At 48.4% G+C, this 19394-nt stretch carries 16 protein-coding genes and 1 tRNA gene; 7 read left to right on the top strand and 10 right to left on the bottom strand.

Annotated features, from left to right (window positions below; all coding sequences use genetic code 11):
- The 4 genes from HMPREF9441_RS04815 to porE all read left to right on the top strand — a co-directional run bounded on the left by HMPREF9441_RS04815 (position 1) and on the right by porE (position 9744).
- Positions 1-1134, top strand: a complete 1134-nt coding sequence (locus HMPREF9441_RS04815) for a 6-bladed beta-propeller (protein ID WP_008618633.1) — start codon at positions 1-3, stop codon at positions 1132-1134.
- Between the two features lie 123 nt (positions 1135-1257).
- Positions 1258-3738 carry a family 43 glycosylhydrolase gene (locus tag HMPREF9441_RS04820; protein WP_008618634.1) on the top strand — a complete coding sequence of 827 codons (2481 nt, stop codon included), beginning with the start codon at positions 1258-1260 and terminating at the stop codon, positions 3736-3738.
- A gap of 180 nt (positions 3739-3918) precedes the next feature.
- Positions 3919-7575, top strand: a complete 3657-nt coding sequence (locus HMPREF9441_RS04825; protein WP_008618635.1) for a LamG-like jellyroll fold domain-containing protein — start codon at positions 3919-3921, stop codon at positions 7573-7575.
- Positions 7576-7701: 126 nt separating this feature from the next.
- On the top strand, positions 7702-9744 hold the full coding sequence (gene porE, locus HMPREF9441_RS04830; protein ID WP_008618640.1) for a PorE family type IX secretion system protein: 2043 nt from the start codon (positions 7702-7704) through the stop codon (positions 9742-9744).
- A gap of 46 nt (positions 9745-9790) precedes the next feature.
- Here the strand turns inward: porE and HMPREF9441_RS04835 are convergent, their stop codons facing one another.
- The 3 genes from HMPREF9441_RS04835 to HMPREF9441_RS04845 all read right to left on the bottom strand — a co-directional run bounded on the left by HMPREF9441_RS04835 (position 9791) and on the right by HMPREF9441_RS04845 (position 13016).
- On the bottom strand, positions 9791-10723 hold the full coding sequence (locus tag HMPREF9441_RS04835) for an energy transducer TonB (RefSeq protein WP_244949621.1): 933 nt from the start codon (positions 10721-10723) through the stop codon (positions 9791-9793).
- Between the two features lie 149 nt (positions 10724-10872).
- A complete protein-coding gene (locus tag HMPREF9441_RS04840; RefSeq protein ID WP_008618643.1) occupies positions 10873-11343 on the bottom strand; it encodes a low molecular weight phosphatase family protein in 471 nt (156 codons plus the stop codon).
- A gap of 161 nt (positions 11344-11504) precedes the next feature.
- Complete coding sequence (locus tag HMPREF9441_RS04845; RefSeq protein ID WP_008618648.1) at positions 11505-13016, bottom strand: methyltransferase RsmF C-terminal domain-like protein; 1512 nt, start codon at positions 13014-13016, stop codon at positions 11505-11507.
- Positions 13017-13232: 216 nt separating this feature from the next.
- Here HMPREF9441_RS04845 and HMPREF9441_RS04850 point away from each other — a divergent pair, with 216 nt between their 5' ends.
- Genes HMPREF9441_RS04850 through HMPREF9441_RS04860 form a run of 3 tightly spaced genes read left to right on the top strand, consistent with a single transcriptional unit; the run spans position 13233 to position 15144 of the window.
- Positions 13233-13820: a DUF6249 domain-containing protein gene (locus HMPREF9441_RS04850; protein ID WP_008618650.1), complete on the top strand. Its 588-nt coding sequence runs from the start codon at positions 13233-13235 to the stop codon at positions 13818-13820.
- Between the two features lie 13 nt (positions 13821-13833).
- Positions 13834-14628 carry a thymidylate synthase gene (locus HMPREF9441_RS04855; RefSeq protein ID WP_008618652.1) on the top strand — a complete coding sequence of 265 codons (795 nt, stop codon included), beginning with the start codon at positions 13834-13836 and terminating at the stop codon, positions 14626-14628.
- 18 nt (positions 14629-14646) lie between these two features.
- Complete coding sequence (locus HMPREF9441_RS04860) at positions 14647-15144, top strand: dihydrofolate reductase (protein WP_008618654.1); 498 nt, start codon at positions 14647-14649, stop codon at positions 15142-15144.
- A gap of 116 nt (positions 15145-15260) precedes the next feature.
- Here the strand turns inward: HMPREF9441_RS04860 and HMPREF9441_RS04865 are convergent, their stop codons facing one another.
- From HMPREF9441_RS04865 to HMPREF9441_RS04895, 7 genes are all read right to left on the bottom strand, one after another.
- Positions 15261-15779 carry an Lrp/AsnC family transcriptional regulator gene (locus HMPREF9441_RS04865; RefSeq protein ID WP_008618658.1) on the bottom strand — a complete coding sequence of 173 codons (519 nt, stop codon included), beginning with the start codon at positions 15777-15779 and terminating at the stop codon, positions 15261-15263.
- Between the two features lie 115 nt (positions 15780-15894).
- Positions 15895-16353, bottom strand: coding sequence for an ExbD/TolR family protein (locus HMPREF9441_RS04870; protein ID WP_008618659.1), 459 nt, complete (start codon positions 16351-16353; stop codon positions 15895-15897).
- Complete coding sequence (locus tag HMPREF9441_RS04875; protein WP_008618660.1) at positions 16353-16943, bottom strand: ExbD/TolR family protein; 591 nt, start codon at positions 16941-16943, stop codon at positions 16353-16355. The genes HMPREF9441_RS04870 and HMPREF9441_RS04875 overlap by 1 nt, the downstream gene beginning before the upstream one ends.
- Before the next feature lie 24 nt (positions 16944-16967).
- Positions 16968-17453: a hypothetical protein gene (locus tag HMPREF9441_RS04880; RefSeq protein ID WP_008618661.1), complete on the bottom strand. Its 486-nt coding sequence runs from the start codon at positions 17451-17453 to the stop codon at positions 16968-16970.
- Between the two features lie 8 nt (positions 17454-17461).
- A complete protein-coding gene (locus tag HMPREF9441_RS04885) occupies positions 17462-18310 on the bottom strand; it encodes a MotA/TolQ/ExbB proton channel family protein (protein ID WP_008618662.1) in 849 nt (282 codons plus the stop codon).
- 59 nt (positions 18311-18369) lie between these two features.
- Positions 18370-18457, bottom strand: a tRNA-Ser gene (locus tag HMPREF9441_RS04890).
- Positions 18458-18606: 149 nt separating this feature from the next.
- Positions 18607-19389: a TatD family hydrolase gene (locus HMPREF9441_RS04895; RefSeq protein WP_008618663.1), complete on the bottom strand. Its 783-nt coding sequence runs from the start codon at positions 19387-19389 to the stop codon at positions 18607-18609.
- Positions 19390-19394 lie beyond the last annotated feature (5 nt).

Below are 19394 nucleotides of genomic sequence, written 5' to 3' on the forward strand. Positions count from 1 at the left end.
ATGAATAAACGTCATTTTCTATTGCTGTGTATTTTTTGCTTATGCGCATGTAGCCGACAAAAAGGCGGAGCTATAATAGATTTGACCGACATAGGACAGAACGAAATCGTTGTTCCTACAGAAAGCATTTACTCTTCCATAAAATTCATTCCGCTTGAGACCCACGGGCAAAGCATATTGAGCAGCCCGAACGTGTTTGGAATGGACGGCGACAACGTGCTGATTTGGGAGCAAGACGAGATTCTGAGATTTGATTCCAATGGAAAATTCCTGAACAGAGTGGGACGGTTAGGAAAAGGACATGGAGAACACGAGCGTATCAACTCAGCCAATTATGATGAAAACAAGAAAATTATCTATGTCGGAAACATGGGAGGTTTCATATATAAATACGACCTTGAAGGCAACTATATAGGACAGTTCAAGATAGCCGAAAACGGTGAAATCCTCCAGACTGTCAGGTTCAACAAACAGTTGGACGCCTTGGTTTGCGAGACGAGGAAGTATTCTGGCGAGGGGCTTCAGGTCAGCCTTCGTACAGTGTCGCCTGAAGGAGTCGAGAAAGGTACATATCCTATATATGAAGATAACGAACAGGTTTCACGTAGTATGACAAGGACCGGCATGCTTCGTAATACTTCGGAGGGAGTCATGTTCATGCTGCCATTTGACGACAAAGTGACTTTACTTACCCAACAAGGTATCATAGACACATTAACGATGGACAGAGGTAATCTTCGCCCAAGCAGGAAACTATGTGAAAACTGGGATTATGCGGACGAACTCTACAGGACGAAGTATCAAATCGACAACATTGTGGTTACAGATAAATACTTTTATTTAACCGTGACCATGGACAAGGAGCAGTGCGACCTACTGATAGACCGCCACTCGTATGCTTTTATCCACGATAAGAAGTATGCTTATGGAAGTGAATCGGAACACCTTTCTTTAAAAGGATTCAAGCATGTAAGTTTTTGGCCTTGGGTGGCATTCAATGATAAGGCGGTGGATTTACTGCCCATAGACAGGTTTGACGACAACGACTTGGAAGTTTTAAAGAAAATAGCGGTAAACGATTATCCATTGAACGACATGTCCAATCCCATCTTAGTTGTCGCAGAAGAAAAATGAAATATAAAACAGTTAAACTGTATTAAAAGAACAAACGTTCGTGTGTAAACAGCACACTCTTCACTCCCTATTTATATACCTTTGAAGAGAATTTCAACCCAATAACTTTTAATCACTAAAACCATGAACAGTACTCGCATCAGCAAACTGATTCTTAGTTTACTATTTTTATGCCTGGCAACCACAGGCCGTGCACAAACCTTCCCTCGCCTGCTTCTGGGTGGGGATTATCCCGACCCGTCCATCATCAGGGAAGGAAAAGACTTCTACATGACGAACTCATCTTTTAATTATGCACCGGGACTGCTCGTCTGGCATTCTACCGACTTGGTGAACTGGACACCCATAGCCCGTGCACTCCATGCCCTCGACGGTTCGGTCTACGCTCCAGACTTGGTGAAGTACAAAGGACGTTACTATATCTACTATCCCGCTGCCGGAGCCAACTATGTGGTCTATGCCGACAACATCCGCGGCCCGTGGAGCCAACCGGTGAAACTCGACCTGACGGGCATCGACCCCGGACATGTAGTGGGCGAAGACGGTAAGCGGTATTTATATGTAGACAAAGGTGCCATAGCCCCGCTGAGCGATGACGGGCTGAAAGTGACGGGACCGAAAAAGACCGTCTACGAAGGCTGGCAATTCCCCAAAGAATGGAAAACCGAAGGCAATGGCGACATGTTCCTCGAAGGTCCGAAACTGTTGCACAAGGACGGTTATTATTATATGGTATCGGCAGAAGGCGGCACGGCCGGACCGGCCACGAGCCACATGGTGGTTGTGGCACGTTCCAAAAGCGTGTTCGGGCCGTGGGAAAACTCTCCCTACAATCCTTTGGTGCATACCTATAGTGCAAGCGACCCTTGGTGGTCGAAAGGACACGGTACGCTCATCGACGATGCCGAAGGAAACTGGTGGGTGGTGTACCACGCTTACGCACAAGGTTACCACACGTTGGGCCGGCAGACGCTGATAGACCCGGTGGAATGGACGGCCGACGGATGGGTCAAGTTGCGGCATGACGCCCGTCCGCTCCCGGCACAAGCCCCTGAAAAACACGGACTGGAACTTTCCGACGACTTCACGGGCAAGCAGCTCGGCCTGCAATGGACCTTTTGGAAGGAATACGCCCCCGAAAGCCTCTCGTTCGGCAAGGATGGCATGAGCGTCAAAGCCAAAGGCAAGACACCGGCTGACGGACGGTTGCTCATGGTTACAGCCACCGACAAGAACTATGAACTCACGACGGAAATCGCTCTCGGAAAAGGAAACACGGGCGGCCTGCTCTTGTTCTATGACGAGAAGGCATATGCCGGTGTCGCTTCGGACGGAAAGACGTTCACGATATACCGCAACGGGGAAAAAACCGAAACCATGCCGTCCGATTACCACAAGCATTTCCACCTCCGCCTGCTCAACCGTGCCAACCGCGTGACCCTCTCTGCCAGCAAGGACGGAAAGTCATGGAAGGAACTGGCCACGGATATCGACGTGTCGGGACTTCATCACAACAACTACGGTGGGTTCTATGCCCTTCGTCCTGCACTCCTGTCCGCGGGAAAAGGACGTACTACTTTCCGCAACTTCACCTACCGTGACGCCACACCGCAAGAAAAAGACATGGCGGCCTACCTTATGGTATTCCATCAGGACGAAGACCACTGCCTGCATGCGGCCATCAGCCGTGACGGTTATACGTTTACCGCTCTGAACGACGGCAAGCCCATTATTGCAGGCGATACGATTGCCGACCAGAAAGGTATCCGCGACCCGCATATCTACCGTGGTCCGGACGGCGGCTTCTACTTGGCCATGACCGACCTGCATATTTATGCACAACGCGACGGTTACCGCGATACGGAATGGGAGCGCGACGGAAAAACTTATGGCTGGGGAAACAACCGTGGCTTGGTGCTGATGAAGTCGTTCGACCTCATCCATTGGACGCGCACCAACATACGTTTCGACCAAATGTCCAAGGAATTTGCACAAATCGGTTGCGCTTGGGCGCCGGAAACGGTCTACGACCCCGTCACGGGACGGATGATGATTTATTTTACCATGCGGTTCGGCACCGAGCAGAACAGGCTTTATTATGTCTACGTAAACCAAGATTTCAACCGTATCGAGAGCATTCCGCAAATCTTGTTTGAATACCCCTCGGGAGCGTCTGCCATCGACGGCGACATCACCCCGATATGGAACGAGGAACGGCAAAAAATGGAATATCACTTGTTCTACGTGGCGCATGAATCCGGTTCGGGCATCAAACAGGCGGTTTCCGACCGTATCGACGGAGGCTACCGGTTCGACCCGCGTTGGATAGACTTTGAACCGGTGGCCTGCGAGGCGCCTAACGTCTGGAAACGAATCGGTGAAGACAAATGGGTGCTCATGTACGATATATTCGGTATCAACCCACATAACTTCGGTTTTGTAGAAACCAGCGATTTCGTACACTTCAAAAACTTGGGACGCTTCAACGAAGGCGTGATGAAGACCACTAACTTCCGGTCGCCCAAGCACGGCGCAGTCATCCACCTGACCCAAGAAGAGGCCGACCGGCTGGAGAATTATTGGAACGGGAAAAAACAGAAATAACCGAAGAAAAATTACCTCATCCCCAACCGCGACACAAGGAAAGCTAATCCCTGTGCCGCGGTTTTCTTTTCTAATTTAACGTTCTTTATACTTTTTATAACAGGTAGTTTTAATTGTTCATTCGTATAAACATAAAACGAATGACTCAATTTATATCGAATCACACTTATGAACAAAAACATGAAAAGCAAAAGAAACAGGTTTAGGACGCTATTGGCATCCTGCCTTATCGTATGTGCCGGCCATACCGCAATGGGCCAGGAAAATGGCCTTCGCCTGCACTTCGATTTTAAAAACATGAATGGTACTTCCGTCTCGGATACGGAATGTTCCGGCATCACGGCCTCACTCAAAAATGAAGCTACGGTAAGCAAAATGGGAAAATACCGCGTACTCGATCTCGGTAGCGGAACCGGTTATCTCGACCTGACAGAACAAGCGGGCGAACTGTTCAAGAGTATGGATGCGTACTCCATCTCCATGTACTACCGCGTAGACGAGAAAGCCTCACTTTCCGGTGCCGGCTTCTTCCTTTGGACATTCTCCTCTTCTGCGGCCTGTACGGGGTCGGAGGGCAAGTACTCTGCTTACCGCCTCAATGCCCAACGCTTTGCCAACGCCACAGGAGGATACGGCAACGAAACGGCTATAGAAATCGGTGGAGAAGCGGCCAAAGGAAAATGGACACACGTCGTGTACACCCAAGACGGACAAACCGGTACGCTCTACCTCGACGGAGTGGCCAAGGGAACGAACACCGAGATGCCCACCAATTCATCCAACTTCACCACTTCTGTTCCTTACGCATGGATCGGACGTCCCGCTTTTACAGCCGACAATTACCTGAAGCAAACTCTTGTAGCCGACGTCCGCCTCTATGACCGTGTACTGGGAACATCGGAAATCGGCGAACTGGCAGCCGCAGTTGACGATTTGGAATACGAATATACTTACGGCAATCCGGGCGACTTCACGGCATTGCAAAATGCCATCAATGAAGCCCAGGAATATATCGCTTCACACGCCTCTTCTTACACAGGCGCAATCGTTGCACTTTACCAAGACGAAGTCAATATCGCCCAAGACCTCGTGAACGAAGGTAAAGTAAACCAAAATGCCATCGACCGACAGCTCGAAAACCTCGCATCAGCCCGTACGGCCTTGGAAGCCGCGGCAGGATTCGATTTCGATGTCACAGGCATTACGACAGGATACGACACAGAAAGAGGATTCCGGCATCCCGGTGCCCTCCATACCGATGCCGACTTTGAACGTATCAGGGAACAGCTCAAAGCCGGAAATGAAAAAGTCGTAGCAGCCTACAATGTATTGGTCAACGCCGGATTCTCACAGTCTACGGCAGCTACAAATCCCGTACCGACCATCATACGCGGAGGGGGAGTAGGAGAAAATTACATTAATGCAGCGCAGGGAGCTTCTATCGCTTACCAAAATGCCCTGCGGTGGAAAATCGACGGTTCGGAAGAACATGCCAAACACGCAGTAGATGTCCTGATGAAATGGGCACGCGTCACCAAAGGCATCGGAGGCGACTCCAATTATGCACTGGCTGCAGGACTATACGGATATGCCTTTGCCAACGCCGCCGAACTCGTGCGCGACTACGAAGGATGGTCTGACGAAGATTTCACCACATTCAAACAATGGATGCTCGACGTGTGGTATCCATCTTGCATCGGCTTCCTGCGCGGCCGCAACGGAACTTGGCAAAATTCGGGAAAATGGTGGGAATGCCCCGGGCATTACTGGTCGAACTGGGGACTTTGCAACGTACTGGCCGTCATGAGCATAGGCATCCTTTGCGATGACGTATTCATTTATAATCAGGGACTGTCTTTCTTCAAATACGATCAAGTGGGCACCTTCACCGACCCGCGTACTTCCGACCCTATCCTGAACGACGGACTGACCGAGTTTTTAGGCAACCTTGTCGTCACGACACAAGAATCTGATTTGGAAACCGGAGCTTACGGCAAACTGGGACAAATGCAAGAAAGCGGCCGTGATGTGGGCCATGCCACCATGGCCGGCGGACTGGCCGTAGACGTAGCCCACATCGGTTGGAACCAAGGCGATGATTTGTTCTCTTACATGGACCACAGACTGGCAGCCGGTATAGAGTATTTGGCGGCACAAATACAAAGCGTGCAAAACCTGCCATGGACAAACTATCATTACGGAAGCAGTGGCCTGCATTGGAGCGACGGCAGGGCATGGCTGCAGACCGGCCCTGCATTGGGAGAACAAATACGTCCTTACTGGGGTACCGTCATCGGGCACTATGAAGGCATTAAAGGCGTAGAAATGCCTTTCTCCAAAGCAGTCTACGAAAAAATGGGCATCGACGGCGGCGGACAGGGTAACACCAGCGGAGGCTACGACCACATGGGCTATTCCGTATTGATGAACACCCGCGACTTCCCTACTCCCGAACAAATACCCACCCCGCTCACTCCCATCATGGAATACAACGGTATAAGCGTGGAACACAACGAACTGGGCGGACTGCACAATACGTACCGTACCGAACCCACAGAAACGCTCCCGGCAGGTACGATTGTCACCCTGAAGCCACAACTTCCCGACGGCACGACCGATACGGGAAAATGGAAATGGAGCACCGGAGAAAACACGAAAGACCTCACCGTGGCAGCCGACAGGAGCGGCATCTGGCGCGTGACATATACGAATGAAAACGGTGTGGAAAGCGAACAGATGTTCAGCATCGCCGTGGAAGGCGATTGTGGGGAAAGCACAATCAACCCGACCATAACCTATAATGGTTCCACACGTGCAGCGACTTCCATCAACGTATTATACAACAGCGAAGTGTCCTTATCCATATTCGGTGTGGGAGGCTATGGAAGCTATTTGTGGGAAACCGGCAGTACGGCTTCTTCCATCACCCTACCGCACGTCACGACCTCACGTACCGTTTCCGTCATCCATACCAATCAAGGCGGACGTCGCCAGGAAACCGTCTTCCGTATCAATGTACAGGCTGCACGCCCTGACATCATCGTCAACGGCGGACGTTATACGGATAAGAACATGATGATCGTAGAAAAAGGCGACAACGTGACGCTCACGGCCACACCGGCAGATGCCATGACGGGAGGAACTTACTTGTGGGGAGACGGCTCTACCAAAGACTCTCTCACCATTAATAACGTGCAAACTTCCGCCTCTTATACATTGGATTATACCATAAACGGCCAGACAAGTACCATCACTTATCAAATCTATGTAAAAGAAACGGGATACCGCAGTGTAACACCGGGCAACTACTACATCCGGCACAAGACCTACGGAACGTATCTTACCAATCATGGCAACGACGACTATCCCTCGTTCGAGCCAGAAGATGAATCCAATAAAGCTGCGCAACAATGGAACGTCGTCAACACTCCTCCTTCTACGACCTACGGTTTCCAGTCGGTTTTGGACGGAACCTACTTGACCGACGAGGGGTTGTGGCAGGAAACCATGACCAAGCCGTTCCGCTTCAGCGGTGCCGTAGATATTGAAACATTAGCCATCCAAAAGTCGGCCCGTAGCGGTAACATCTATTGGCAAGTGGCAGAAGACGGCAGTATCGACTTCGCTGCGACGGAAACCCCGAATGATTACCCGTTCGAATTCATTCCTGTAGAAGGCAGTAAGGTATCCGAAACGACCGGCGGTAAAGTTGTGGCACGAACGATATATTATTCAATGGACGGTATACAGTTAGAGCAGCCCCGCAAGGGTATCAACATCCGTCAGACCACCTTCACCGACGGTAGCGTAAAACAAGATAAAATCATTATCCGCTAAACGAGATATTCACTATTGCACAACGACCCCACAAAGAGACCATTAAAAACCGTTACGGTCCAAAAAAAGCAGTGAACTGCAAGGGCAAATGAAATAAAAAAATTATATTTGCACACCGAACGGAATATGAAAAAATGGATTTCTCTTTTTGGGGTCGTTTTCGTGACACTATGGCTCGCAGGCTGTAGTGCGGAAAGCAATGTGAAAAAAGGAGATAAATTCTACGCCATCGGAGAATATTTCGAAGCGGCTGCCGAATACCGGAAAGCTTATATGCGAACCAAACCCAAGGAACGGGCCAAGAGGGGCGAACGGGCCTATAAAGCCGCAGACTGTTATCGGCGTATCAATTACACCTCACGGGCTATCGGGTCATATCAGAATGCGGCACGATACAACTACCCGGACAGCATCGTTTATTTTTATTTAGCTGAAATGCAACGCAAAAACGGCGATTACAAAAAAGCGTTGCAGAATTATGAGATTTACCTTCAGTACAAACCGGACGACGTGTTGGCACGTCACGGCCTACAGGGCTGTACCATGGCGCCCATCTGGAAACAGAAACCTACATTGTATTCGATAAAGAAAGAACCGCTACTCAATGCCCGCCGTTCGGACTATTGCCCGATGCTGACAGGGGATGATATGGACATGCTGTACCTGACTTCCACACGCCCACAGGCAACAGGCAACGAACTGAGCGGCATCACAGGAATCAAGTCCGGTGACATCTTTATCTCCCGAAAAGACGATAAAGGGAAATGGCAGTCGCCGGAACAGGTAGAATCCGAGATAAACAGTGAGTACGATGAAGGAGCCTGTGCTTTCTCGCCGGACGGCAAAACGATGTATTTCACCCGTTGCACGCATGACCCCGAATATCCGCGATATGCACAGATTTATACTTCGGATCGTACGGATGCCAGTTGGGGCGCACCCAAATTGTTGGAAATCACCAAAGACACTTTATCCTCCTTTGCCCATCCTACCGTATCGCCGGACGGCAGATGGCTGTATTTCGTCTCCGACATGCCGGGAGGATTAGGAGGCCTGGACATCTGGCGAATCGAAATAGGAGAACACGGGTTAGGCGGAGTGGATAATCTCGGCGAACCCATCAATACTCCGGGGAATGAAATGTTCCCTTCGTTCCGTCCGAACGGAGATTTGTATTTTTCCTCCGACGGACACGTCGGCATGGGCGGCTTGGACCTGTTCAAGGCCGAACAGGACAGTACGGGCACATGGACCGTAGAGAACCTGAAATATCCGATGAATTCGCAAGGAGATGATTTTGCCATGACTTTCGACGGACTGCACAACCGGGGATTTTTCAGTACCAACCGAGGCGATGCCCGAGGGTGGGACCACATCATGAGTTTCGAATGTCCGGAAGTATTGCTCACGGTCAAGGGATGGGTCTACGAAAAAGACGGCTATGAACTGCCGGAAGGCTTGGTTTACATGGTAGGCAACGACGGAACCAATCTAAAGTTGAGCGTGAAAGGCGACGGTTCCTTTACCCAGGAAATCCAACCGAATGTAGACTATGTATTTTTAGGTACGTGCAAGGGATTCCTGAATCATAAAGAACAACTGCGAGTGGACACCAGCAGCGTAAGCAAAGAATACGTACTTCAGTTCGAACTGGCTTCTATCACGGCTCCCGTATTGGTAGACAATGTGTTTTACGCTTTCGACAGTGCGGAACTCACGGACTCTTCTACCCTCGCACTGGATTCCCTCGTCACGCTCATGGAAGACAATCCGAACATCACGATTGAACTCAGCTCGCATTGCGACTACCGGGGAAGGGATGAATACAACATCCGCCTCTCCCAACGCCGGGCAGAATCCGTGGTGAAGTACCTGATAGCACACGGCGTCGCAACCGACCGTCTGACTCCCATCGGATACGGCGAGACACGCCCGAAAGTCATCCGCAAACGATTGACGGAACGGTATCCGTTCCTGCATGAGAACGACACGTTGACGGAAGCTTTCATCAAAAAACTGCCGGAAGAACAGCAGGAAATCTGCAACGCCCTGAACCGCCGGACGGAATTCCGTGTCCTCCGTACTACTTACGGTTTGTTCGATACGCCGGACGCACCGAAAAACAACACGGAAGCAAAAGAGCAGGACAGCGCTACACCACAAGAATAAAGCGGAAGGAATACACTTCGCTTCCGCCTTTCATCTTTCCTTATGCCTATTTCAACCCAAACTTTACCGGCAAAGAAAACAACACCCTGACGGGTTTGCCGTTCTTATATCCGGGCTTCCAATCAGGCATCATGCCCACCACCCTCACTGCTTCCTGTGCCAAATAAGGATGAGGACTTCGCAACACCCTGATTTGACCGATTTCTCCGTCCTTTTCCACCACGAATTGCACATATACTCTTCCGCTCGCTTCTTCAGATACACAAACAGGCGGATAGTGGATATTCTTAGACAAAAAGGCCATACATGCCTTTTCACCTCCCGGAAACTCAGGATTCTGCTCCCCAGGCATAACGGCATTCCGACCGGTGCCTGTCTTAGGTCCCTTCGTTTCTTTCCGAAATTCTTTTAATCGTATCCTTACCCCAGAAAAGCAAGCGGTATCCTTGGAAACGGCCTCTGCATTTTCACGAAAATAGAAAGAGTCCCCGTCGAAGAAAGATTTTTTCGTTTCATCGTAATAGAAAACACGTGCATATTTCAATGACTTGGCAGTTTGATAAAACATCTTCATGTCGTCGGGCATCTCCCCAGCACAAGCCCGCGTGGCTACCAACCGGCAAGAATCCCGAGCCAACTCATAGATTTCCGTACCCCGCCTTGAATCCGGCCAACGCAAACACATGAACAACGTACTGTCCCTTACCTCGAAATCCATTGTGGCCAACACTTTACCTTCTTCTTTAAGGCTCACCAAATCGTATGTACGCGCCATAGCCTGCCACGAAAGCTTTGACGAAGAGAACTGTTCCACGGCAGAAAGCGGCAGCCCTCCGGCACGTCCCTTAAACCAAACATGAGCCCAATCATCCGTTACCGTCCCTTCACGCAACCATAACGCCGCCCCTTTTTTAGCTTTCCCCAAGACTCCCCCGACCCTCCGTGTTTCGGATATCACCTTTACAGACGGAGTTTTCACTATGACCCAATTTTGCGATTGCACACTTTGCAATCCGACCATAAGCATCACAAGGAGACTCACAATAGTTTTCACAAAACACATATTCCTTCATATCTAATCATAAAGCATACCGAGCATGAATGTCCCTGCCCGATATGCTTTATCGTTTAAGCCGTTATCAACGTGGAGATTTCCGTTTTCTCGCCTAAATGCTCCTTCAAAAAGGCTTTTATACGAGCTATCAGATTCATGCAACCGTTAGTCATTTCTTCATCCTGCGTCTGATAATCGAGATCGCCACACACGGAACCTACCAAATGTTCTTTCCCGGATGTACAATAATCCAAGAATAAGTGAATTTTATTCCAACTACTGTAATCCATAAAACGTGTCAGAAAGTTGCGCTGCCTCCCCTCCATAACCACGATAAAATCAGCCTGATTCAGTAAATTGCCTACTTTATCAGGACCACTGCTTTCCGGAATCCCACTTTCATTAGAAGTGACTCCCCACATGGCCATATCGGCAGACTCTACTTCAATGTCCGGAACCTCTGCCTCTTGTATTTTCTTCTTAAAAAGATATTCTACAAAAGGTAGCCTGCAGGCGCACCCGGATCCGATAAATAAAATTTTCATAGCGTTGTTTAGATTAAGTTAGACAATTAGATTTCTACGGTGTGAGTATGAACCCTCATCGTTTCAATCCATTCACACTCTCAGGCTTTAAATATAGCTTTTACCGGATTAAAAAGCAAGGAATCAAAAGGAAAAGCATCTATTTTTTAGTATTTTTCACTTTACTCTATTGATTTTCGTCCTAAATCTCCCCTTAAACTATAAGTTGAAAGATAACTTGTACGTATTTTCCATTCCTGGGGATAAAGGTTATTGGCCCGTCCACCTATATTTTTCACGAAACCGATCGGAGTATCCTGAAACGTCAGCAACACGTAACCTTTAGGAGTGTCGGGAGGTAAGACAAGCACTTCTTTACGTAAATAGGCCACCGCCATATCGTAGGAAACGGGAACAATTGGAAAAGCCGAGCGATTCAAGTCAACGGACATCGCTAAAGCGTGCAGCGGAATATAGTCTTTCCCCTTTACCGTAGCCAACGGAACACCAGCCTGCCACACTTTAACCGCTTCCTGCAACAGGCCTACCTGACGGGAGAACGAAGCGCGTACAGCCGTCCACACCGGTCCGTCGGGCACGAAATCAAAGGTATCGGCATGAAGCAACCATGACCGGCAGGAAGCAGGCAAAGCCGGAACGGAAGCGTGTAGCGCACGTTTCTTTTTAGACTTCACGCGCTCATTTTCATACCTATCGAAGGACATCGCCCAATCAGAAGTCTCCTCTTCGCCATTTTTACGTAAAACAGCCAAAAAGAATCCTTCTCCACGAGTAAAGCCGGGAATGAAATGGGCGACGGGAAAAAGCTTTTCCGCCTTCGCCGTATCTTTTACTGAGGAGACTGCCAACAGGTTCCCGACGACACCCCAACCCGGTTCCACATCAAAAGGAAGTATTTCCGCACCAAGTTCTTCGGCTATCCAAGCCACATTTTCCTCATCCTCCAAAGCATTCAGCGTACAAGTACTGTACACCAACAGCCCTCCCGGCTTCAACGAAAGCCATACGTCACGCAAAATCTCACGCTGACGGTCCCGGCACATCCGCACAGCCTCCATGCTCCAACCCGTCACGGCATCTTCTTCTTTCCGGAACATCCCCTCACCGGAGCACGGCACATCGGTCACCAACAGGTCGAAAAAGTCCGGCAAACGGGCAAAATCCTTTGGGTAACTGTTTGTCACTATCACGTCGGGATGTCCCCACTTCGTCAGATTCTCCAGTAAAACCTGAGCACGTGCCTTAACGGGCTCGTTGGATACCAGCAGGCTACCCTCCGGCAGACATGAACGAATATGGGTAGACTTGCCCCCGGGCGCAGCACAAAGGTCGAGTGCTACCACCGGACGAGTCACATAACGGCGTAAGATTTGCCCCAAAAACATGGAAGCCGCCTCTTGTACATAATAGGCACCGGCATGAAACAACGGGTCGAACGTGAACGGAGGGCGTTCGCTCAGGTAGCATCCTTCTCCGGAGGCCCAAGGCACCGAGCCATCTACCCCATTCAAATCTTCCGCTAAAAGACCGGACCATACGGCCTTGAACGGGTTCAGCCTCACACTTACGGAAGGGTCTTCATCCAAAGCTTGGGCAAAACGTGCATAACGCTCCGCACCGAGCAAACGTCGGGCATAGTCTTTAAACTCTTGAGGTATATCCGGTCGTGTCATGTCGTATCATTTTATGAGGATAAAAGTAGGCAAAAAAAATGGGGCGAACAACAAAATCGGACGGATTTTCATTTGCTTCTGCGCTCGCCTTTCGCTATCTTTGTTCCCACGAAGATAGGATGCGGCTCGGCATAGCCAAACCAGAAAACTTCGTTTTCATTTGTCTCTGCGCTCGCCTTTCGCTATCTTTGTCCCAAAAATCAAACAGCTTATCACATGAAACGCCCTATATTTCCCGTCATACGGCTCAAAATATGGCTTTGCCTTTTATGGGCTTGTCTCGCACAAAATATTACCTTGGCACAAAATGGCATCACTGTCTACTCCGATACGGTGTCGGCTCTGGAAGACGTGGTTGACGACAGCACGTGGAATGCTCCTCCATCGGTTTACTCCCACACATTTTCTCTCATGGAAGACTTGGGAAACGAAGGGATTTTGGACTTCATATCCGGACTTCTCGGAATTGGCGGCGTGCTCCTTACGGTACTTACCGTAATCCTGTTCCTCATTCCTGTCCTCCTCGTACTTTTGGCCGTCTACCTGATATACCGTTCTCATCGTGAAAAGAACATGAGAATAGAAAGATCCGCGTATGACCCGGAAAAACGGACGGTAGACGAAGATAGGAGAAACCAATTGCTCAAACAATCTGCCATCAAGAATGCCTGTTGGGGCGTAGGGCTTATCGTCATTGAATGGATTATCGACTTCACCGACCTGTTGTATGTCGTGGGTGTAGTCATGCTCTGCATAGCCGCCAACGATTGGCTGACCACCCTTATCAAGAAGAAAAAAGAATAAAACAATATTAAGCATGAAACAATATCTCGACCTGTTACACAGAATACTGGAGGAAGGCGTGGAAAAAAGCGACCGTACGGGTACGGGTACCCTCAGTGTATTCGGCCATCAGATGCGGTTCAACCTCGAAGAAGGATTCCCGCTGCTTACCACAAAGAAGTTACACCTGAAATCCATCATCTACGAACTGCTCTGGTTCCTGCAAGGCGATACCAACGTGAAATATTTGCAGGAACACGGCGTAAGGATCTGGAACGAATGGGCGGACGAGAACGGCGACCTGGGACATATTTACGGGTATCAGTGGCGTTCGTGGCCGGACTATAAAGGGGGATTCATAGACCAGATACAAGAGGCTGTGGATACCATCAAACACAATCCCGATTCGCGCCGTATCATCGTCAGTGCATGGAACGTCGGCGATCTCGGGAACATGAACCTGCCTCCCTGCCATGCTTTTTTTCAGTTCTACGTGGCTAACGGGAAATTGAGCCTCCAGCTCTACCAGCGTAGTGCGGATACGTTTCTCGGCGTTCCCTTCAATATTGCATCATACGCCCTGTTGTTGATGATGATGGCACAAGTGACGGGACTGAAAGCAGGCGACTTCGTACACACGTTAGGAGACACACATATCTATAAGAATCATCTGGAACAAGTGAAACTGCAACTCACCCGGGAACCTCGTCCCTTGCCTCGCATGAAGCTCAATCCGGACGTGAAAAGCATCTTCGACTTCAAGTTCGAAGACTTCACATTGGAAGACTATAATCCTTGGCCGCACATTGCCGGTGCGGTTTCCGTATAACCCTCTAACCATCCCGACATGATATCCGTTATCGTAGCTATTGCACGCAACCGTGCCATCGGTTTTGAAAACCGCTTGCTGTACCGGCTTCCCGACGACCTGAGGCGCTTCAAGGCACTCACCACCGGACACACCATCATCATGGGGCGCAAGACGTTTGAATCCTTTCCCAAAGGAGCGTTGCCCAACCGGCGTAATATCGTGCTGAGTAAAAACAAAGCAGCCGTCTTCCCCGGTGCGGAAACATTCAGTAGCTTACAAGAAGCTCTGTCACATTGTAAGGAAGAAGAAGAGATATTCATCATCGGCGGTGAAAGTGTGTACAAAGAAGCCCTGCCACTCGCCCAAAAACTATATCTCACGGAAATAGAAGACACGCCCCAACAAGCGGATGCCTTCTTCCCGCCCTTCGACATCCGGCTATGGGAACTCATACAAAGTTCCCGACATGATAGGGACGAAAAACATCAATGCCCTTTCTCCTTCAAAGATTATCAGAGAAAGAGCCACCATTGATACCCCTAAGAAATTCCGTCTCAAACGAAGAATCGTATAAAATAACAAGACCTAAAAAGAAAGGAAAAGAGGTTGTCCGCCTTCCCGACATGACAACCTCTTTTCCTTTCTCCCCATTATTCTTCTTCCTCCACTTCTACATCCATATTCTCCGTGCTCCCCTTCTTATTCTTTATCTCAGGAATCGGCATCTGCCGGTTAATGGCCTCATGAAAAGAAATAATGGTTTCGGAGCGTTGCAAGCCCAAAGGCTGTAACTTATCATGGATGATACTCAACATGTGGTGGTTGTTCCGGGCGTAGATTTTGATAAACATGTCATAATCACCAGTTGTATAATGACATTCCACCACTTCCGGAATGTTTCTCAACTCCTCTACCACGCGATCGAAATCTGAAGGATCTTTCAGAAAAAGCCCCACGTAGGCACAAGTCTCGTAACCGATTCTTTCCGGGTCCAACACATATTGTGAACCTTTCAAGACCCCTAAGCGCGTCAACTTCTGTATGCGCTGATGAATAGCGGCACCAGATACATGACAAGCACGAGCCACTTCCAAAAAAGGAATACGTGCGTTGTCGGCAATTAATTTCAGAATCTGCTCGTCAAGAGCATCCAAATTAGCAATCCCCATAATCTATTCGTTTATTTATTGCAAAAATAAAGAAAAAACAAAGACCTTGGTATAAATCCATAAAAAAAACGGCATTTTCATAATGAAAATACCGTTTTTTAATGATTTCTCTTTATCAATTTCGCTTTGCAGCAGAATAATTGATCTTTAAGGCCCACGACTTACGTAAAACCTGTTTGATATCGGTAATAATACCCATCTGCGTATGTTGATCTACTTTCATAGATACAGTCTGGGCAGCCTGGTCTGTCATTCTTGTACGTTCCTCCGCAATGAAATCCATCACCTCGGCCGGCTCCGCAAATCTATCATTCAACTGGATTCTCGTACCCGAACCCATTGCAGCCCTTAATTGGTCTGTCGGAGGCCCTACATAGATGAAAGAAACCGCAGATTTCTTCTCCAACTTCTCCAATTCCGTACCTGTAGGCACCGTAAATTTCACTTTCAAGGTAACTTCACGCATGGTCGTTACGATCATGAAGAAGAACAAAATGGTAAAAATCAAGTCAGGAAGTGAAGATGTATTCAATTCCGGCATTTCTCGGCTTCCGCCTCTACTAAATCGTCCCATTAGTCTGTCCCTCCATAATTTTTAGGTTCTGCCTCGGAAATCTTCTGCGGATAGTATTCGCGAATGGCAGCCTGATGCTCATCATCCAAAGCCCCATAAAGTTTCCCGAACTTGGCTTTACTCAACTCGTCTCTCAACTCATTGTATGCACGAACCAACTCGTTCTGAACCTGAAAATACACATTATAACTTGTCCCTCGGTCGGTCTGTACGGAAACCACATGCTTGTCCGTCACCGCACATACTCCCAACAAAGGAATATTCTTGGCATGTTTCTCAGGCAGGTTAGGACTGTTGTTCTCGTTCTTCACGAAATCTTTCACTCTATCGCACAATTGGTCGATCTCGATGAAATCCCCCCCACACATGAGTTGCCCCGCTGCATTGACTTTAACCATCAACACGTTTCTCTCTTTCACGTCTATCTGAGCTTCGTTTTGTTCATCTTCAGGCGGCGGCGGCAAGCGTCTTGCCAAACCGGAATCCGTATCCATTGAAGTTGTCACAAGGAAGAAGATAAGCAATATGAAAGAAATATCCGCTGTTGAACTGGCGTTCAATCCAGGTACTTTTCTTTTTTTTCTTGCCATTTCCTACTCTTAAATTAGACGTTTTTATTTCTTTTTCTTCATTACACCAGACATGTTAAAGACAACTGCAACAGTAGTCAATAACAACATGATATAAATCGATACCAAGAACATATCAGTTACGGTAACCATAGTGGCAGATGTCACAGTTCCGTCCGCTGCCGTAAAATCGGTCTCGTTCAGGTTACAAACCCAACCTACCACTAAAGAAACTACCAAAAGGGCAAAAGAAACAGCACTAATCTTAGCCCCCGGCACACCGCTGATGTCGCCTCCCTTGGAACCCATGGAAATCTTAATGCCGCGAACGACACTCCAAAGCGCCAACAAGCAAGTTACGGCAAACATACCATACATCAGCCACATTAAACCTTCCGTACAAACAGGAGCGTTATAATCTCCTACGGGATTATCATATCCATATCCAAAGAATGCCGCGAAAAACAATACGATGATTGCAAAGCAAGCATACAGGACATAATATGACGTCATATATTTCTTTGCTGCCATATTGCTAATTATTTTTTCAAGTTATACTTCATACACATGTCAAGCAAAGAAATAGTAGCTTCTTCCATGTTAGAAGTGATTTCCTCAATCTTAGAAAGGATATAGTTATAAAATACCTGCAATACCAATGCAACGATAATACCGAAGATTGTCGTAATCAAGGCCACCTTCATACCACCGGCAACGATAGTCGGAGAAATATCACCTGCCTGCTGAATCTGGTCGAAGGCCATCACCATACCGATCACAGTACCCAAGAACCCGAGTGACGGTGCCATAGCAATAAACAAGGTAATCCAAGAGCATCCTTTTTCCAAATAGCCGGCCTGCACGGCACCATAAGCCGTAATAGAACGCTCTACATCCTCCACACCGTCATCGAAACGCATCAAGCCCTGATAGCAGATAGAAGCAATAGGACCGCGAGTGTTACGGCAGATCGTCTTTGCACCTTCAACATCACCTGCATTCAGTCTTTCCTCAATCTGAGCCATCAATTTTTTAGAATCGATTTCAGCCAAGCTCAAGTAAATGATACGTTCAATGCAGAATGCCAAACCGAACACCAAGGCTATAGCAACCAATGACATGAAGCCTGCATCACCTTCGATGAACTTCGTCTTCAATTCCTTATGGAAGCTTTCTTCCTCTACCGGCGCAACAGTTTCTTCCGTAGCATCCATTGTCTCGACAACAGCCGTATCTATGGCAGCCGAATCTACTGCTGCACTGTCTACCATTGCAGCAGCCGAATCCGATTCCGCAGCAGCGGCCTCGTCAGTCTGTGCCATCATGGCCTGAGTCGCACCGAATGCAAAAACTCCAAACATCGCAATAATTGCAAATAACTTTTTCATTGTGTGTCTAATTTTTTAAGATTAATATTAATTATTATTATTTCCTCGTTTATGTTTAGCGGAGAGAGGGGGATTCGAACCCCCGATACGCTTTAGGCGTATACACGCTTTCCAGGCGTGCCTCTTCAGCCACTCGAGCATCTCTCCTTCTCAAAACGGGCGCAAGTTACAAAAAAAAACGATATGCCTCCGTTTTCGAGTACAAAAATATTCTTTTTTTTCCGGACTATCACCATACTCAGCCCAAAAAGTGCGTCTCATCCTACAAAAAGTTTAATTTTAACCTTTCGACGGCTTCATTTACGGGCGCCAGGATACATTTTCAATGCATTTTCGTATGTTTGTTCGGCAACCGTTTCCACCGGCAAACCGTAAACCTCCGCCACTTTCACCAATGTGTGCCGGATATATGCGCTTTCATTCCTTTTGCCCCGGTGAGGAACCGGCGACAAATAAGGGGCATCGGTTTCCAGCACCACCCGCTCTATCGGAATCTGCCGCAACACCTCCGGCAAGGCAGACTTTTTAAAAGTCAGCACACCATTGATTCCTATCATGAATCCTTCGAACGAAAGCAACTCCCGTGCCTCTTCCACCGTGCCGCCAAAGCTATGGAAAACTCCTGCAACCCCTCTCGTACGAAAAGGAGTGAGCAGGTCCACCAGTTCTTTTTGTGCGGAACGGGAATGAATCATCAGGGGAAGACCGTATGACAGCGACCACTCCACTTGGCAACGGAAGGCTTCTTGCTGTTCTTTATAATAAGTACGGTCCCAGTAATAGTCCAATCCCACTTCACCGATACCTATAAAAGAATGGCCGGCTTGCAACAGTGCCTCCATACGTCCGAGCACCTCGCCATAATCCGCTCTCACCTCCGTGGGATGAAGCCCCAGCATCGGATGAAAGAATCCCGGAAACCTTGTACACAATTCCAACATGGACGTGATAGTCGTCTCATCTATATTGGGCAGAAACACCTTCTCCACATCGTTCTGCAAAGCACGGGAAACCACCTCTTCCAAATCTTCGGCAAAAACCTCATCGAACAAATGGGCATGCGTATCAATTATTCTCATCACCG

Source organism: Paraprevotella clara YIT 11840 (genome assembly GCF_000233955.1).
In the GTDB taxonomy this organism is placed as follows: Bacteria; Bacteroidota; Bacteroidia; order Bacteroidales; family Bacteroidaceae; genus Paraprevotella; species Paraprevotella clara.

Coding starts and splice junctions, on each gene's coding strand:
- HMPREF9441_RS04850 (WP_008618650.1), top strand. CDS start 13,233: ATGAAACGCCCTATATTTCCCGTCATACGGCTCAAAATATGGCTTTGC.
- HMPREF9441_RS04855 (WP_008618652.1), top strand. CDS start 13,834: ATGAAACAATATCTCGACCTGTTACACAGAATACTGGAGGAAGGCGTG.
- HMPREF9441_RS04860 (WP_008618654.1), top strand. CDS start 14,647: ATGATATCCGTTATCGTAGCTATTGCACGCAACCGTGCCATCGGTTTT.
- HMPREF9441_RS04885 (WP_008618662.1), bottom strand. CDS start 18,310: ATGAAAAAGTTATTTGCAATTATTGCGATGTTTGGAGTTTTTGCATTC.
- HMPREF9441_RS04870 (WP_008618659.1), bottom strand. CDS start 16,353: ATGGGACGATTTAGTAGAGGCGGAAGCCGAGAAATGCCGGAATTGAAT.
- HMPREF9441_RS04820 (WP_008618634.1), top strand. CDS start 1,258: ATGAACAGTACTCGCATCAGCAAACTGATTCTTAGTTTACTATTTTTA.
- HMPREF9441_RS04825 (WP_008618635.1), top strand. CDS start 3,919: ATGAAAAGCAAAAGAAACAGGTTTAGGACGCTATTGGCATCCTGCCTT.
- HMPREF9441_RS04865 (WP_008618658.1), bottom strand. CDS start 15,779: ATGGGGATTGCTAATTTGGATGCTCTTGACGAGCAGATTCTGAAATTA.
- HMPREF9441_RS04840 (WP_008618643.1), bottom strand. CDS start 11,343: ATGAAAATTTTATTTATCGGATCCGGGTGCGCCTGCAGGCTACCTTTT.
- HMPREF9441_RS04880 (WP_008618661.1), bottom strand. CDS start 17,453: ATGGCAGCAAAGAAATATATGACGTCATATTATGTCCTGTATGCTTGC.
- HMPREF9441_RS04845 (WP_008618648.1), bottom strand. CDS start 13,016: ATGACACGACCGGATATACCTCAAGAGTTTAAAGACTATGCCCGACGT.
- HMPREF9441_RS04875 (WP_008618660.1), bottom strand. CDS start 16,943: ATGGCAAGAAAAAAAAGAAAAGTACCTGGATTGAACGCCAGTTCAACA.
- HMPREF9441_RS04815 (WP_008618633.1), top strand. CDS start 1: ATGAATAAACGTCATTTTCTATTGCTGTGTATTTTTTGCTTATGCGCA.
- porE (WP_008618640.1), top strand. CDS start 7,702: ATGAAAAAATGGATTTCTCTTTTTGGGGTCGTTTTCGTGACACTATGG.
- HMPREF9441_RS04895 (WP_008618663.1), bottom strand. CDS start 19,389: ATGAGAATAATTGATACGCATGCCCATTTGTTCGATGAGGTTTTTGCC.